A 15,954-nucleotide genomic window follows, 5' to 3' on the forward strand; every position below is an offset into this window, starting at 1 on the left:
CGCGTTATCGAAGCTCATGTCGCTCGCTCACGCCTCCGCCGCCGTTTCCGTCAAGGGCGTCGGCTGGCTGAGGCGGCGAATCCGGTCGAGCGAGCTATGGCTGATCGCCGTGGCCACCCTGATCGGCATGGCGGCCGGGACCTTCGCGGTCGTGCAGGCCCAGGTGGCCCACGGCCTGCAGATGCTGCTGTTCCAGATCGACGTCAACGAGCGGCTCAGCGCCCAGACCCATGTCGCGCCCTGGCGGCTGCTGGCCATCCCGATCGGCGGCCTGCTGCTGGGCGCGGCGGGCTGGGCCTGGGCGAAGTACCGGCCGCGTCCGGCCGTCGACCCGGTGGAGGCCAACGCCCTGCACGGCGGGCGGCTGTCGATGAAGGACAGCGCCTTCATCTGCGGCCAGACCATGCTGTCGAACGGGGTGGGGGCCTCGGTGGGGCTGGAGGCGGCCTACGCCCAGGCCGGCGCGGCGGCGGCCTCGTTCGCCGGCCAGCGGCTGAACCTGCGCCGAGCGGACATGCGCACCCTGGTCGGAGCCGGGGCGGGGGCGGCGATTGCCGCCGCGTTCGGGGCGCCCCTGACCGGAGCCTTCTACGCCTTCGAGATCGTCATCGGGGCCTATACCGTCGCCAACCTGGCCCCCGTGGCCGCCGCCGCCCTGGCCGCGGTGCTGGTGGCCGGCAAGATGGGCGCGATCCCCTATCTGCTGAAGACCGACACCCAGGCGGTGCAGTCGTGGACCGACTACGGCCTCTACGCCCTGCTGGGCCTGGTCAGCGCGGTGCTGGGCATCGCCCTGATGCGGCTGGTCGCCAATGCCGAGCGGCTGGTAACCCGCTCGCCGATCCCGCGCTGGCTGCGGCCGGCGATCGGCGGCGTCGGGCTCGCCGCCCTGGCCCTGGTGACGCCCCAGACCCTGTCGGCGGGGCACGGGGCGCTGCACCTGAACCTGATGACGGACCTGCCGCTGAAGATGCTGGTGCTGCTGCTGGCGATGAAGGCCCTGGCCTCGGTGATCTCGCTGAGCTTCGGCTTCCGGGGCGGCCTGTTCTTCGCCTCGCTGTTCCTGGGGGCGCTGATCGGCCAGGTGTTCTCGGCGCTGTCGCTTCTGATCCCCTGGGCGCCGAGCCTGGACCCCACGGTGGCGGCCCTGGTCGGCATGGCTGCGCTGGGCGTTGCCGTGGTCGGCGGCCCCTTCACCATGTCGTTCCTGGTGCTGGAGGCGACCGGCGACTTCACCGTGGCGGCGGCGGCCCTGGTGGCCTCGATGATCGCCAGCGCCATGGTCCGCGAGACCTTCGGCTATTCGTTCTCGACCTGGCGGCTGCACCTGCGCGGCGAGACCATCCGCAGCGCCCACGACGTCTCGTGGATGCGGCCGCTGAGCGCCGGGCGGATGATGCGCAAGGACGTCCAGACCGTGCCGGCCTCCACCACCCTGGCCGAGTTCCGCCGCCGCTTCCCTCTGGGTTCGACCAAGCGGGTGATCATGGTCGACGAGGCAGGGCTCTATGCCGGCCTGATCCCGACCGCCAAGGCCTATGTCGAGGGCGGCGACGGCGACAAGGCCGTGTCGAGCCTGGCGATCAACGCCGACACGGTGCTGAAGCCCGACCAGACCATCAAGGACGTCATGCGCGCCTTCGACCACGGCGAGACCGACGAACTGGCGGTGATCGACGACAAGCGCAACGTCCTGGGCGTGCTGTCGGAGGCCTACGCGACGCGGCGCTATGCAGAAGAGCTGGAGAAGGCGCGGCGGGAGCTTACGGGGGAGGCGGGGTAGATCATCAGGAACCTCTCCCTGTGGGGGTAGGCGGCCGAAGGCCGGTGGGGGGACGTTTTCAGCTTCCGCTGTGGTGGAAGTTCAGCGGTCACGCCCCCCACCGATCTCTTCGCGATCACCTCCCCCCACAGGGAGAGGTTCCTTTTGGCGTTCTACATATCCAGCCGGAAATCGATCACCCGCTGGCCGCTGGCCACCGCGTCCAGCGTCTTGGTCTCCGCGCCGAGCAGGCGGCGGTAGGTCCAGTAGGAGGCCATGACCTTTTCGACGTAGTTGCGGGTCTCGACGGCGGGCAGGCTTTCGATCAGCAGCAGGCTGTCGCAGTCGGCGCCCAGCTGCTGCTGCACCTTCAGCAGGGTGCCCGGGCCGCCGTTGTAGGCGGCGACGGCGCGCAGGATGTCGGGGCTCTGCAGGCCGCGGTCCATCAGCCAGGTAAAATAGTCCTGGCCGACCCGCAGGTTAAAGGCCGGGTCGAACAGCGGGGTGTTGTCGGCCAGCAGCTTGTCGTCGCCGGCGGCGCGGGCGGCGGCCACGGGCATCAGCTGCATCAGGCCCACGGCCCCGGCGCCTGAGACGGCCATCGGGTCGAAGCGGCTTTCCTGGCGCACCAGGGCGTAGACCAGGGCCTTGCTGATCGTGAAGCCGCCCTTGGGGGCCAGCTCGGGCAGGGGATAGTCCTCGCCGCCGATCTTCTTGACCGGGCGGCCGGCGTTGAACGGGGCGCGGGCGTTGAGCGCCAGGGTCAGGGCGCTCCAGTCGGCGCGGGCCTTGTCGTCGGCGGCCAGGGAAAGGCCTGCGCGCAGCTCGGCGCCGGCCTCGTTCCAGCGGCCCAGCTGGGCCAGGGAGGCGGCGCGGCGGGCGCGGATGTCCGAGGCCAGCAGCTTGCTGAGCGAAGCCGGATCGGGGCCGCTGTAGGAGACGCGGGTGATCAGGGCGGCGATCGGATCGTCCGGATCGTTGGCGACGGCGAGGCCCGCCATGGCCAGCTGGCGGCCGGCGATCATGCCGTAGAAGGTCTGAGGCGCCTGGGCGGCCTGGTTCAGCAGGGAGCGGACGCCGTCCTTGTCGCCGACCATGCCGGCCGAGCGCGCGGCCCAGAAGGCGGCGGCGGCGCGCAGCCAGTCGTCTTGGCCCTCGTCGTGGGCGACCTGCTCGAAATAGCCGCGCGCGTCGGCGTAGGATTCCAGGCGGAACGACGACAGGCCGGCGATCCAGCGCTCGCCCGACAGCTTGGCCAGCTTCAGGGCGGTCTTCACGTCGCCGGAATAGTAGGCCTCGCGGGCGGCGCGGCCCTTGTCGGCGGGGCCGGCGGCGATCTTGCCGCTCTGGGCGACGCCGACGAACAGTTCGGGGGGCTTGGGCTCGGCCGCGCGGGCCGGCTTGCGCTTCAGGGCCAGGGCGTAGACGCGGTCGGCGCCGGCCTCGTCGCCATAGAGCTTCAGCCAGCCGGTCAGGTCGTCGTAGCTGGCCGAATAGGCGCTGGGGTGCATCAGCCGGGTGAACGACAGCTTGCCGATCAGGCTGCGGTCGCGGGTGTTGGCGAAGGCGGCTTCGGCGGCGTCGAAATCGCCGCGCTCGGCGGCCCCGAAGGCGGCCTGGTAGTAGCGCTGGTCGTTGTCCGACAGGGGCTCGAGCCCCGCGGCCCGCACCGCGGGCGCGGCGAGGTTCAGGCAGAGCGCAAGGGCCGAGACAACGGCCAGAGGGCGAGCGAAAAGCTGCAAATCGTATCCGCGCAAGGCCTCAAGAAGGCGGCGCGCGTCCCCGTTCCGACTGGTCAGCGGTTTGTTTAATGGGGCCTTTCGGGCCGATCAAGCCTTTCGGCCAGCATCAGCAGGTCCTGCCAGGCCTTCTTCTTGGCCGCCGGCTGGCGCAGCAGGAAGGCCGGATGCAAGCTGGGCAAGGCCGGAACGGCGTTTGCGCCGTCCTCGGAGCGCCATTCGAACCAGCGGCCGCGAAGCGACAATATGCCCTCCTCGCGGCGCAGCATGCTCTTTGCCGAGGCGCCGCCGACCAGCAGGATCAGCTTCGGCTTGACCAGAACGATGGCCCGCTCGACGAACGGGGCGCAGACGGCCTGCTCCTGGGGCGTGGGCGTGCGGTTGCCCGGCGGGCGCCAGAAGACGGTGTTGGTGATGAAGGCCCGCTCCTGCAGGCCGGCGGCCTTCAGCATGCGGTCCAGCAGTTGGCCGGCCCGGCCGACGAAGGGCTCGCCGCGAGCGTCTTCTTCGGCGCCGGGGCCTTCGCCGATGACCATGACCGGCGCGTCGCCGGGACCGCGCGAGAACACCGCCTGCTTGGCGCCTTGCGTCTTCAGCGGACAGCCGTCGAAGGCGGCGATGGCGGCGGCCAGGCTTTCGAGGTCGTTGCAGGCGGCGGCCAGTTGCTTGGCCTCCGCGACGGCCGCGCCGATGTCGACGCCGCCGAACGCGCCGGGGCGCGGGGGAGGGGCGGCGACCACGACCGGCTGAGGTTGGCTACGGGCCCGCAGCAGGGCCGCGCCCTCGGCCAGGCGGTCGATCGGCTCGTCGGCGTAGCAGGCCTCGACGCCCGCATCGGCCCAGAAGGCCAGCAGGCTTTCGACGGCGCGCGGATCGACGGCGAGGCTCATGGGGTTTCTCTAGCGAGTATAATGGGCTGCGTCACCGATCTGTCCGCGCTGCGGTGCAACAAAAACTATCCGGTTTTCCTTGACCGCCGTGGCGTCACGTTCGGATAAGGTTCGACTCAAACAGGAAGAAGGCAGGCTCCACTCAAGAGCCTGGGGCGGGAGAAGCCATGAGTGAAGTCCTCGAACGCGAGTCGATGGAATACGACGTCGTCATCGTCGGGGGCGGCCCGGCGGGCCTGTCGGCGGCCATCCGTCTGAAGCAGCTGGCCGCGACGGCCGGAAGCGAAATCAGCGTGGCCCTGGTCGAGAAGGGCTCGGAAGTCGGCGCCCACATCCTGTCGGGCGCGGTCATCGATCCCAAGGCGCTGAACGAGCTGTTCCCCGACTGGAAGGAACGCGGCGCGCCGCTGGAGACGCCGGTCACCAAGGACAAGTTCCTGCTGCTCGGCCCGCAGGGCGAGGCCAGCCTGCCGATGTTCGCCATGCCGCCGTTCATGCACAACCACGGCTGCTACATCGCCTCGCTGGGCAACGTCACCCGCTGGCTGGCCGCCCAGGCCGAAGAGCTGGGCGTGGAGATCTATCCGGGTTTCGCCGCCTCGGACACGGTCTGGCGCGAGGACGGCTCGCTGAAGGGCGTGGTCGTCGGCGTGGTCGGCATCGCCAAGGACGGCCATGAGAAGAGCGACTACCAGCCGGGCATGGAGCTGCACGGCAAGTACGTGTTCATCGCCGAGGGCGTGCGCGGCTCGCTGGCCAAGCAGCTGATCGCCAAGTTCGAGCTCGACGCCGGCAAGTCTCCGCAGAAGTACGGCATCGGCATCAAGGAGCTGTGGCAGATCCCGGCCGACAAGCACCAGCCCGGCCTGGCCCAGCACACCACCGGCTGGCCGCTGGACAACCAGACGGGCGGCGGCAGCTTTATGTACCACTTCGGGGACAACTACGTGTCCATCGGCTACGTGGTGCATCTGAACTACAAGAACCCGTGGATTTCGCCGTTCGACGAGTTCCAGCGCTTCAAGCAGCACCCCTCGGTCAAGCCGCACCTGGAAGGCGGCAAGCGCATCGCCTACGGCGCGCGGGCCATCACCGAGGGCGGCTATCAGTCGATCCCGAAGCTGTCGTTCCCGGGCGGCGTGCTGATCGGCTGCTCGGCGGGCTTCGTCAACGTGCCCCGCATCAAGGGCAGCCACAACGCCATGAAGACCGGCATGCTGGCCGCCGAAGAAGCGTTCAAGGCCATCGCCGCCGGCCGCGAGGGCGACGCCCTGGTCGAGTACGAGACCGCCTTCGAGAACTCTTGGGTCGCCAAGGAACTGAAGGTCGTCCGCAACGCCAAGCCGCTGCTGGGCAAGCTGGGCACCGCCCTGGGCGGCGCCGTCGGCCTGTTCGACATGTGGTGCACGCACCTGCTGGGCGGGTTCTCGTTCTTCGGCACGCTGAAGCACGAGAAGACCGATGCGGCCTCGACCGGCCTGGCCAAGGACTACAAGCCGATCGTCTATCCCAAGCCCGACGGCGTGATCAGCTTCGACAAGCTGTCGAGCGTGTTCCTGTCGGCCACCAATCACGAGGAAGACCAGCCGGCTCACCTGAAGCTGAAGGATCCGTCGATCCCGATCTCGGTCAACCTGCCCAAGTACGGCGAGCCGGCGCGTCTCTACTGCCCGGCCGGCGTCTACGAGGTGCTGTACGACGAGCAGGGCGCCAATCCGAAGTTCCAGATCAACGCCCAGAACTGCGTCCACTGCAAAACCTGCGACATCAAGGATCCGTCGCAGAACATCGTCTGGACGACGCCGGAAGGCGGCGGCGGCCCGAACTATCCGAATATGTAGGGCTCTTTCCCTCTCCCCTTGCTGGAGAGGGTGGCCCCCGCGAAGGCGGGGGTCGGGTGAGGGGTCTCTCAAAAGCAAGACGCCGCGACAGCCGATCAGCTGTCGCGGCGTTTTTCGTTCGTGCGACCCCTCATCCGTCATCCTTCGGATGACACCTTCTCCCGCAAGGGGAGAAGGACGCTTGAACGAGGCCCTGAAACCGAACAGGGTGGCCGGATGATGCGTCTTCGAGTCCTCCTGTCCCTGGCCTCCACCGCCGTGCTGGCCGCCTGCGCAACGTCGGGGCCGACCTTGCGCGGTTCCGCCGACGGGTGGAGCGCGCCGTGGGAGGGGCGTTCGGCCTACGGACAGTTCCTGGCCGGCCAGGCCGCGCTCGAGGACGGCCGCAGCGACGAGGCCGCCGCCTATTTCCAGGCCGCCCGCAACCTGGGCGAAGACCCCGGCCTGCTGGGCGAGCGTGCCTTCACCGCCTCGCTGCTGGCCGGCGATGTCACCCGCGCCGCACAACTGGCGCCGGTCGCGCCGGGCGGGACCGAGGGCGTGCGCCGCCTGGCCCTGCTGACCCAGTCGGTCGACTTCCTGTCGCGCGGCAAGGGCAAGGAAGCCCAGGCCCTGCTCGCCGATCCCGGCCTTGGGTTTCCGCACCGCCCGGCCGTGACCCTGCTGACGCCGTGGGCCGCCGCGGCCGCCGGCGACGCCGCCAAGTCCCAGGTCCAGCCCGAGCTGCGCAACGATCGTCTCGTGCAGTATTTCGGCCGCCTGGGCCGCGCCGAGATCCTGGAGCGGGCCGGCAAGACCGCCGAGGCCGAAACCGAGTTCAAGGCGCTGATGGACATCGAGGCCGTGCGGCCGATGTTCGCCATCGACTACGGCGCGTTCCTGGAGCGCCGCAAGCGCCGCGACGAGGCCGTGGCCCTCTATGATTCCCTGCTGGCCCAGGCGCCGACCGACTCGGCCCTGCTGGATGCGCGCGCCCGCGCCGCCGGCCGCAAGGCTCCGCCGCCTCTGGCCACCGTCCGCCAGGGCGCGGCCAACGCCCTGGTCGCCTGCGCGGCGGTGTTCAGCAACGAGCGGCAGAGCCAGTTCGCCCTGGCCTATCTGCGCCTGGCCCTGCACCTGGATCCCAAGCGCGAGGACGCGCTGCTGATGGTCGGCGACCTGCTCGACCAGGGCGGCGATCCCGAGGCGGCCCGGGCGGCCTACGCCAAGGTGCCGGCCGGCTCGGCCCGCTATGCCGCAGCCCAGGGCAAGATCGCCTGGACGCTGCAGAGCGCCGGCGACAAGGACAAGGCCCTGGCCATCGCGGAGGCCGCCGCCAAGGTTCTCGGCGCGGGCCGCAGCGCCCAGCTGGTCTATGCCGACCTGCTGCGGGCCAACGACCGCTGGGCCGACGCGGTGGCGGTGATCGACCCGCTGGTCGCCGCCGAGAAGGATAAGCCCGACTGGCGCCTGCTCTACATGCGCGGCGTGTCGCTGGAGCGGGCCGGGCGCTGGCCCGACGCCGAGCGCGACTTGCAGCAGGCCCTCAGCCTCAATCCCGAGGAGCCGGAGCTGCTGAACTATCTCGGCTACTCGTGGATCGACCGCAACGAGCGCCTGCCCGAAGCCCTGGCCATGGTCCAGAAGGCCGTGAAGGCCAATCCGCAGTCGGGGGCCATGCTCGATTCCCTGGGCTGGGCCTATCACCGCCTGGGCGACGATAAGGCCGCCGTCGAGATGCTGGAGCAGGCCATCGAGTTCGAGCCCGGCGATCCGGACATCAACGATCACCTGGGCGACGTCTACTGGCGCCTGGGCCGCAAGACCGAGGCCCAGTTCCAGTGGCGTCGGGTGCTGAGCCTGGAGCCGACGCCCGAGCAGAAGGCCGCCGCCGAGGCCAAGCTGAAGGACGGCCTGGGGTCCAAGGGTCCCGCCAAGGCCCCGACCGTGGCCAACGGCGCCGACGCGCTGTAGGGCTTGGCCCTCGAATTCTTCTGGATAGCCCGATGCGCCGTTCCGCCTTCGCCCCGGCCAAGGTCAATCTGTTCCTGCACGTCGGCAGGCCCGATGCGGAGAACTATCATCCGCTGTCGAGCCTGATGGTGTTCGCCGACGTCGGCGACACGGTGTCGATCCAGCCGGCCGATGCGCCGAGCTTCGAGACCACCGGCCGGTTCGGCGGCGAGATCCCGGTCGACGGCGGCAACCTGGTGGTCCGCGCCGCCCGCGCTTTGCACGAGGCGGCCGGCGGGCCGGTCCCGCCGGTGCGGCTGATCCTCGACAAGGCTTTGCCGATCGCCGCCGGCCTGGGCGGCGGCTCCAGCGACGCCGGCGCGGCCCTGCGGCTGCTGCGCGAGGCCCTGGAACTGTCGGTGTCGGACGCGCAGCTCGAGGCGGTGGCCGGATCGCTCGGCGCCGACGGCGTGCCGTGCCTGTGGGGCCGGCCGGTGATCGCGCAGGGCAGGGGAGAGCGGCTGTCGCCGGCTCCCGAGCTGCCGCAGTTGCACGCGGTGCTGGTCAATCCGCTGGTCCCGTCGCCGACCGGCGCGGTCTATCGCGCCTATGACGCCGCCGTCGATCCGCGCGGCGAAGCGCCGCCGCCGACGCCCGACGCCTTCGAGAGCGCCGAAGAGGTCTGCGCCTGGCTGGCGGCCCTAACCCGCAACGACCTGCAGGCTCCGGCCGTGGCGCTGGAGCCGCGTATCGGGCAGGTGCTGGACCTGTTGGCCGGCGAGCCCGAGGCGCTGCTGACGCGGATGTCGGGCTCGGGCGCGACCTGTTTCGCGCTCTGCGCCGGCGACATCGAGGCCGAGGGCCTGGCCGAGCGCATCGAGGCGATGCGGCCCGACTGGTGGGTGAAGCGCTGCCGCCTCGGCGGGCCGTTCTAGCTCATCCCGTCCATCCTCAGCCCGTCATCCCGGGCGAAGGCGCGCGGCGCCGCAGACCCGGGACCCAGAGGGACTGGGCGCCGCGCCAAGGTAGCCGCCCGGCGTGTAGCCCGTGTTGTGCGGCGACCCCTGGGTCCCTGTGTATTGTGATGCATGTCGAGCGCGAGCTTGATGGGTGTCGGGCGTAGCTCGCTGGGTCCCTGGCCTTTAGGCCGTTAGCCGGCAAGGGCGCGCCCGCCAGTCAGCTTTTCCGAACAGTCGCACGGGCGGGACGCCAGGCGTCCGAGCTCGAACACAGGAGCGGAGCCATGACGCATGCGTGCGCGGCCGGCGTGGATGTCGGACGTGATTGGCTGGACGTGGGCCTGGCCCCGTCCGGCAAGGTGTTTCGACTGGCCAATGCGCCAGCGGGCGTGGCCGAGCTGGTGGCGAGGCTGACGCGCGAAGGCGTGGCCAAGGTGGTGCTGGAGTCGATCGGGACCTACGGCGCGCGCCTGGTGCGCGGCCTGGCCCAGGCCGGCTTCGAGGTCGGGGTGGTCGATCCCAAGCGGATCGCGGCCCTGCGGACGGCCGAGGGACGGCGGGCCAAGACCGACAGGCTGGACGCGGGGCTGATCGCGCGATTTGCTCTGCTGATGCAGGACGCCGCTCGACCCGTTCCCAGCGCCAGGGCCTTCGAGATCCGGGCCTTGTCGACCCGCCGCCGCCAGTTGGTGGAGATGGCGGCCATGGAGAAGACCCGCCTCAAGCAGTCCCTCGACGAAGCCGTCGCCGACAGCTGCCGTCGGGCGATCGCCTGGCTGGCCCAGGAACGCGCCGACATCGAGGCCCGGTTGCAGGCCCTGATCCTGGAGGCTCACGACGGTCCTGCCCGCCAGGCCCTGCTGCAGACCATCCCCGGCGTCGGCCCGGCCGTCAGCATGACCCTGCTGGCCGACCTGCCCGAGCTTGGCAGCCTCGACCGCAAGGCCGTCGGCAGCCTGGCGGGCCTGGCGCCCCATCCCAACCAGAGCGGAACCCGAACCGACCAGGCTCACATCGGCGGCGGCCGGCCCTGCGTGCGCGCCGCCCTCTACATGGCCGCCGTCAGCGCCGCTCGTTCCGACAAGGGTTTCAAGCGCGAGTACCAAGCCATGAGGCAAGCGGGAAAACCCGCCAAGGTCGCCCTCGTCGCCCTCGTCGCCATCGCCAGGAAGATCGTCGTCGCCGCCAACGGCATGCTCAAGTCCGGTAAGCCATGGCTCAAGCCTGCTTGAACAAACACAGTCGCCGGCTCTTCGCCGCGCTTCGGCCGGGATGACGATGCTTTTGAGATGGGGTGGTTTCCGCCTAGTCTCCCGGCGTTTGTGTCGTACTGGAGCCAACATATGGACCGTCGCCTGTTCCTCGCCGCCGCGGCTGCGGCCGCCGCCACGTCGGCGCACGCCCAGGAAACGACGCCCGCGCCTCAGCCCGCCGTACCGCCGCAGCCGGCCCCAAAGCCGCCGACCCGGGTCGCCATCGAGACCGCGCTCGGCCGGATCGTCATCGCGCTGCACACCAAGGAAGCGCCGATCACCACGGCCAACTTCCTGCGCTATGTCGACCAGAAGCGCTATGACGGGGCGACCTTCTTCCGGGCTTCGCGGGCCCCGGGCGCGCCGGAATACGGGCTGATCCAGGGCGGGGTGCAGGGCGACCCCAAGCGGGTGCTGCCGCCGATCGCCCACGAGTCGACCACCAAGACCGGCCTCAAGCATGTCAGCGGAACCGTCTCGATCGCCCGTAACGCGCCGGGCTCGGCGACCTCGGACTTCTTCATCCTGATCGGCGACGCGCCGGGGCTGGACGCCAACCCGGCCGCCTCGGGCGACAACCTGGGCTTCGCCGCGTTCGGCACAGTGGTGGAGGGCATGGACGTGGCCCAGAAGATCCTGGCCCTGCCTACACCCGGCAAGGCGATCAATCCGGTGATGAAGGGGCAGATCATCGACCCGCCGCTGAAGATCGTTTCGGCCAGGCGGGTTCCGTAGGGCGGTTTCCCTCTCCTCCGAGGGTCATCGCCCGCTTCATGCGGGCGACCCAAGCTGACTTTGCAGCCTCGGCTTGGGTCGCCCGGACAAGCCGGGCGATGACTTCTTGTGGTGGGGTAACGACAAAGAAAAAGGGCGCGGAGGCCGAAGCTTCCGCGCCCTTCTTTTTCGGACCGCTTACCGGCCGAGCCGTCAGGCTCAGCTGTGGTAGGCGCGTTCCCCGTGTTCGGAGATGTCCAGGCCTTCTTCTTCGGCGTCCGGCGAGGCGCGCAGGCCGATCACCAGCTTGATGACGAGGAAGACGATGGTCGAGGCGATCGCCGACCAGAGGATCGTGACGCCCACGCCCTTCAGCTGGGCGATCACTTGCGTGGCCAAGCTGTAGACGGCGGTGTCGCAGGTCGAGATGTCGCCGTCCTTGGCGCACGAGGTGTAGTCGACGACGCCGGCGCCGCCCCAGGCGGGGTTGACCACCAGGCCGGTGCCGATGGCGCCGACGATGCCGCCGATGCCGTGGATGCCGAAGGCGTCCAGGCTGTCGTCGTACTTCAGGGCGTTCTTAACGGCCGAGCAGAAGACGATGCAGATCGGCGAGACCACGAGGCCCAGGATCAGCGCGCCCATCGGACCGGCGAAGCCGGCGGCCGGGGTGACGGCGACGAGGCCGGCCACGACGCCCGAAGCCAGGCCCAGGGCCGACGGCTTCTTGCGGGTGATCCACTCGACCAGGATCCAGGACAGGCCGGCGCCGGCGGTGGCGATGAAGGTGTTGACCATCGCCAGCGAGGCGTAGCTGTTCGACTCGAGGTTGGAGCCGGCGTTGAAGCCGAACCAGCCCACCCACAGCAGGCCGGCGCCCACCAGGGTCAGGGTCAGCGAGTGCGGGGGCATCGGCTCCTTGCCGAAGCCTTGGCGCTTGCCGAGGATGATGGCGCCGACCAGGGCGGCGATACCGGCGTTGATGTGCACGACGGTGCCGCCGGCGAAGTCGAGGGCGCCGAAGCTCCAGATCAGGCCGGCCTTGACGGGCGCGGTCGGATCAAGGGCGATGGCGTTCGGACCCGGCCACCACCAGACCATGTGGGCCATCGGGTAGTAGGAGAGCAGCGGCCACAGCACGGCGAAGGCGACGATGGCGGCGAACTTCATGCGCTCGACCAGCGAGCCGACCACCAGGGCCGCGGTGATCGCGGCGAAGGTCGATTGGAAGGCGATGAAGGTCAGTTCCGGGATCACGACGCCGGTCGAGAAGGTGGCGACCACGCTGGATGGCGTGACGTCCTTCAGGAACAGACGGCCCAGGCCGCCGACGAAGGTGTCCCAGCCGCCGCCGTCGGTGAAGGCGAAGCTATAGCCCCACAGGAACCAGGCGACGAAGCCGATCAGGGCCACGGTCGAGACCTGCATCATGACCGACAGCATGTTCTTGGAACGGACCAGGCCGCCGTAGAACAGGGCCAGACCCGGCAGGATCATCAGCAGCACGAGCAGCGACGAGGTCAGCATCCAGGCGTTGTCGCCCTTATCCTGCTTGTCGACGATGGTCGGAGCAGCGGCTTCGGCGGGCGCGGCGGCGACCGGAGCAGCGGCGGGAGCCGGCGCGGCCTCGGCGGGCGCGGCGGCGGCCGGCGCGGGCGCGGCCTCCTGGGCGAAGGCGGTGACGCCGATCGGCGCCCCCGCGAGAGTCGCGGCGAGCATCAGCCCGGCCAGCGGCTTAAAGGTAAGTTTCATCGTTGGTATCCCCTTTCCCCGACGATTACAGAGCGGCCGGGCCAGTTTCGCCCGTCCGAATGCGCACGGCTTCTTCGACATTGAGGACGAAGATCTTGCCGTCGCCGATCTTGCCCGTGGCCGCGGCGGCCTTGACCGCTTCGACCGCCTTGGCCGCGGACGCATCGTCCACCACGGCTTCCAGCTTCACCTTCGGCACGAAGTTCACTTGGTACTCCGCGCCGCGATAGATTTCGGTCTGGCCCTTCTGGCGGCCGTAACCCTTCACTTCCGACACCGTCAGGCCTTCGACGCCCGCGGCGACGAGCGCCTCGCGGACTTCATCGAGCTTGAAGGGTTTGACGACCGCTATGATCAGTTTCATCCGCCTTGCTCCGGCCCGCCGCTGCAGGCAGGCCCCCCTTGTTTGGTTGCTAGAGCGCGTTCGCTCACTCGATCACCGCGACGCCGCCGGAATGCGGCCGCGTCGTTTCCCCGGCGCTCGCACGCTATCGGCCACGGTTCCGGGAACGGGGACGCGGGTTAGGGTTTGGGAAACGAAAGGGACGAGGCGCCGTCAAAATGATCATCGAACACTGATATTGCATTTTTATTTGGCAGAATGAACGTCCAGCGGCGCCGTGGCGCGGGGCGTCGCTCAACGTCTACAATCGGGCTTCCCATCTCCCGTTCGGAGGATTCTCCATGCCGCCCCTATGGGCCAAGATCGCCCCCTGGGCGCTGCTGATCTGCTCCAACGTCTTCATGACCTACGCCTGGTACGGCCACCTGAAGGGCAAGCCGCTGGCGCTGCCGGTGGCCATTCTCAGCAGCTGGCTGATCGCGCTTCCGGAGTACATGCTGGCGGTTCCCGCCAATCGCATCGGTCACGGCGTCTATTCCACGGCCCAGCTCAAGACCGGCCAAGAAGCGATCACCTTGATCGTCTTCACGTTGTTCTCGTATTTCTATCTCGGCGAGGCGATCCGCTGGACGACGGCGCTGGGTTTCGTGCTGATCTTCGCCGGCGCGGCGCTGGTTTTCTTCTTCAAGTAACAGCCAAGTCTGGATCACGAGCCCGTGAGGGGCTGCAACGGAGTCGCAATCTGGAGCGTACAGCCGGCCTGGAATTCGAGCGAAAGGACCAAGGCCATGTACGTGACGCGTCTCCTCTCCGCAGCCGCTGCCGTTGCTCTGCTCTCCGGCGCCGCCGTCGCCCAGACCGCGGCTCCGGCCCAAGCCCCCGCCGCTGCTCCGCCGGCGACCAAGGTCTCGCCCAATGGCGACCTGATCGCCACGGCCCAGGCTTCGGGCCAGTTCACGACCTTCCTCAAGGCCCTGGACGCCACCAACCTGACCAGCGTGCTGAAGACCAACCCGAACCTGACGGTGTTCGCCCCGACCGACGCGGCCTTCGCGGCCCTGCCGGCCGGCGAGCTGGATCGCCTGATGCAGCCGGCCAACGCCGCCCAGCTGCAGAAGGTGCTGACCTACCACGTGATCAACACCAAGGTGGACTCCAGCAAGATCAACGGCGCCAAGGGCGAGGTGAAGACCGTCGAAGGCTCGTCGGTCACCCTGGATGGCAGCGGGACCACGGCCATGGTCGACGGCGCCCATATCGTCCAGGCCGACGTGGTCGCCACCAACGGCGTGCTGCACGTGGTCGACAAGGTGCTGATCCCCAAGGACGTGCCGATCCAGGCCGCCGCCGCCACCGATGATGCGGCCACCAGCATGGCCTCGACCACGGCCAGCGCCGACGTGATGTCGGCCACCGACGCCGGCAGCGATGTCGCCGCCCAGGCTGCGCCCGCCGCCAGCCCCGCGCCCGATCAAGCCACGACGCCGTCGGCCACTGACGCCCCGGCCGATCAGGCCCTGAACCCGACGGCCTCGCCGGCCCCGGCCGATCCGACCGCCGCCACGACCGCTCCGGCGGCGACGGGCGCGGCCGCCCCGGCCTCGGCGACCCTGCCGGCCTCGACCTCGACCCCCGAGGAGCAGGCGACCCTTAAGGCCGGCGACCCGAACGTGGTCTCCAACCCGCCGGTCGCCGACACGCCCGAGAACCGCAAGGCCTATGGCAAGCCGATGTCGAACGCCGGCAAGCGCTCGGCCGCCAAGGGCAATTAAGTCGGCAGGCGGTGCAATAAACGACGTCCGCTTCGCTTGAAGCACCGGTCGGCGGGCCCTATGGTCCGCCGACTTTTTCAGGCCCTTGTTCGGACGTCATGCCCGCCGCCCCCAAATCGTTTCAAAGCCTCATCCTGACGCTCCACAACTACTGGAGCGAAAAGGGCTGCGTCATCCTGCAGCCGCACGACGTCGAAGTGGGGGCGGGGACCCTGCACCCGGCCACGGTGCTGCGCGCGCTCGGTCCCAAGCCGTGGAACGCGGCCTACGTCCAGCCCTCGCGCCGTCCGGGCGACGGCCGCTACGGCGAGAACCCCAACCGCCTGCAGCACTATTACCAGTACCAGGTGATCCTGAAGCCGAACCCGGCCGACATGCAGGACCTGTACCTGGGCTCGCTGGAGGCCATCGGCCTGGACCTGCGCACCCACGACATCCGCTTCGTCGAGGACGACTGGGAAAACCCCACCGTCGGCGCCTGGGGCCTGGGCTGGGAAGTCTGGTGCGACGGCATGGAGGTGTCGCAGTACACCTACTTCCAGCAGGTCGGCGGCCTGGACGTCTCGCCGGTGGCCGGCGAGCTGACCTACGGCCTGGAACGCCTGGCCATGTACGTGTTCGGCGTCGACAACGTCTACGACCTGCCGTTCAACGATCCGGATTCGCCGTTGGGCGCCCTGACCTATGGCGACGTCTTCCTGGCCAACGAGCGCCAGCAGTCGGAAGCCAACTTCCACGGCTATGACGTCGCCGTGCTCAAGCAGCAGTTCGAGCAGATGGAGCAGCAGGTGCCGCTGATGCTGGCCCGCTCCTACAAGAACGAGACCCTCGTCCTGCCCGCCTACGACATGGTCCTCAAGGCCAGCCACCTCTTCAACCTGATGAACGCCCGCGGCGCGATCGCCGTCGCCGAGCGCGCCAGCTACATCGGCCGCATCCGCGACCTCTGTAAGATGTGCGCCCAGAAGTGGGTCGAGCTGCAGGAAGCCGCGTAAGT

At 69.4% G+C, this 15,954-nt stretch carries 13 protein-coding genes; 9 read left to right on the top strand and 4 right to left on the bottom strand.

Annotation, left to right across the window (positions count from 1 at the left end; translation table 11 throughout):
• Positions 1–16 precede the first annotated feature (16 nt).
• Entirely contained in the window at positions 17–1,783 is a 1,767-nt protein-coding gene (locus I4Q42_RS04965) for a chloride channel protein (protein WP_198574955.1), read from the top strand.
• A 152-nt stretch (positions 1,784–1,935) separates the two neighbouring features.
• Here I4Q42_RS04965 and I4Q42_RS04970 read toward each other — a convergent pair whose 3' ends face one another.
• Both I4Q42_RS04970 and I4Q42_RS04975 read right to left on the bottom strand, forming a co-directional pair.
• Positions 1,936–3,504 (bottom strand): lytic transglycosylase domain-containing protein, encoded by a 1,569-nt coding sequence (locus I4Q42_RS04970; RefSeq protein WP_198574956.1) that lies wholly within the window; start codon positions 3,502–3,504, stop codon positions 1,936–1,938.
• A 65-nt stretch (positions 3,505–3,569) separates the two neighbouring features.
• Positions 3,570–4,391 carry a uracil-DNA glycosylase gene (locus tag I4Q42_RS04975; protein WP_198574957.1) on the bottom strand — a complete coding sequence of 274 codons (822 nt, stop codon included), beginning with the start codon at positions 4,389–4,391 and terminating at the stop codon, positions 3,570–3,572.
• A 167-nt stretch (positions 4,392–4,558) separates the two neighbouring features.
• Between I4Q42_RS04975 and I4Q42_RS04980 the strand changes: the two genes are divergently transcribed.
• The 5 genes from I4Q42_RS04980 to I4Q42_RS05000 all read left to right on the top strand — a co-directional run bounded on the left by I4Q42_RS04980 (position 4,559) and on the right by I4Q42_RS05000 (position 11,111).
• The gene (locus tag I4Q42_RS04980; RefSeq protein ID WP_198574958.1) at positions 4,559–6,232 is read left to right on the top strand and encodes an electron transfer flavoprotein-ubiquinone oxidoreductase; all 1,674 of its coding nucleotides are present in this window, start codon (positions 4,559–4,561) and stop codon (positions 6,230–6,232) included.
• 216 nt (positions 6,233–6,448) lie between these two features.
• Complete coding sequence (locus I4Q42_RS04985; protein ID WP_198574959.1) at positions 6,449–8,185, top strand: tetratricopeptide repeat protein; 1,737 nt, start codon at positions 6,449–6,451, stop codon at positions 8,183–8,185.
• A 32-nt stretch (positions 8,186–8,217) separates the two neighbouring features.
• A complete protein-coding gene (locus tag I4Q42_RS04990) occupies positions 8,218–9,099 on the top strand; it encodes a 4-(cytidine 5'-diphospho)-2-C-methyl-D-erythritol kinase (RefSeq protein WP_198574960.1) in 882 nt (293 codons plus the stop codon).
• 308 nt (positions 9,100–9,407) lie between these two features.
• Positions 9,408–10,355 (top strand): IS110 family RNA-guided transposase, encoded by a 948-nt coding sequence (locus I4Q42_RS04995; protein WP_198574961.1) that lies wholly within the window; start codon positions 9,408–9,410, stop codon positions 10,353–10,355.
• 111 nt (positions 10,356–10,466) lie between these two features.
• Positions 10,467–11,111 (top strand): peptidylprolyl isomerase, encoded by a 645-nt coding sequence (locus I4Q42_RS05000; RefSeq protein WP_198574962.1) that lies wholly within the window; start codon positions 10,467–10,469, stop codon positions 11,109–11,111.
• 198 nt (positions 11,112–11,309) lie between these two features.
• On the opposite strand, the gene I4Q42_RS05005 is transcribed toward I4Q42_RS05000, so the two are convergent.
• Both I4Q42_RS05005 and I4Q42_RS05010 read right to left on the bottom strand, forming a co-directional pair.
• Positions 11,310–12,842 (bottom strand): ammonium transporter, encoded by a 1,533-nt coding sequence (locus tag I4Q42_RS05005; protein ID WP_198574963.1) that lies wholly within the window; start codon positions 12,840–12,842, stop codon positions 11,310–11,312.
• Between the two features lie 25 nt (positions 12,843–12,867).
• Positions 12,868–13,206 carry a P-II family nitrogen regulator gene (locus I4Q42_RS05010; RefSeq protein ID WP_035046383.1) on the bottom strand — a complete coding sequence of 113 codons (339 nt, stop codon included), beginning with the start codon at positions 13,204–13,206 and terminating at the stop codon, positions 12,868–12,870.
• Positions 13,207–13,526: 320 nt separating this feature from the next.
• Here I4Q42_RS05010 and I4Q42_RS05015 point away from each other — a divergent pair, with 320 nt between their 5' ends.
• The 3 genes from I4Q42_RS05015 to I4Q42_RS05025 all read left to right on the top strand — a co-directional run bounded on the left by I4Q42_RS05015 (position 13,527) and on the right by I4Q42_RS05025 (position 15,952).
• Positions 13,527–13,877, top strand: coding sequence for a DMT family protein (locus I4Q42_RS05015; protein WP_198574964.1), 351 nt, complete (start codon positions 13,527–13,529; stop codon positions 13,875–13,877).
• 102 nt (positions 13,878–13,979) lie between these two features.
• A complete protein-coding gene (locus tag I4Q42_RS05020; RefSeq protein ID WP_198574965.1) occupies positions 13,980–14,957 on the top strand; it encodes a fasciclin domain-containing protein in 978 nt (325 codons plus the stop codon).
• A gap of 98 nt (positions 14,958–15,055) precedes the next feature.
• Positions 15,056–15,952 carry a glycine--tRNA ligase subunit alpha gene (locus I4Q42_RS05025; RefSeq protein ID WP_198574966.1) on the top strand — a complete coding sequence of 299 codons (897 nt, stop codon included), beginning with the start codon at positions 15,056–15,058 and terminating at the stop codon, positions 15,950–15,952.
• The last annotated feature ends 2 nt before the right edge of the window (positions 15,953–15,954 follow it).

The sequence above is a fragment of the Caulobacter hibisci genome (genome assembly GCF_016135805.1).
Classification (GTDB): Bacteria; Pseudomonadota; Alphaproteobacteria; order Caulobacterales; family Caulobacteraceae; genus Caulobacter; species Caulobacter hibisci.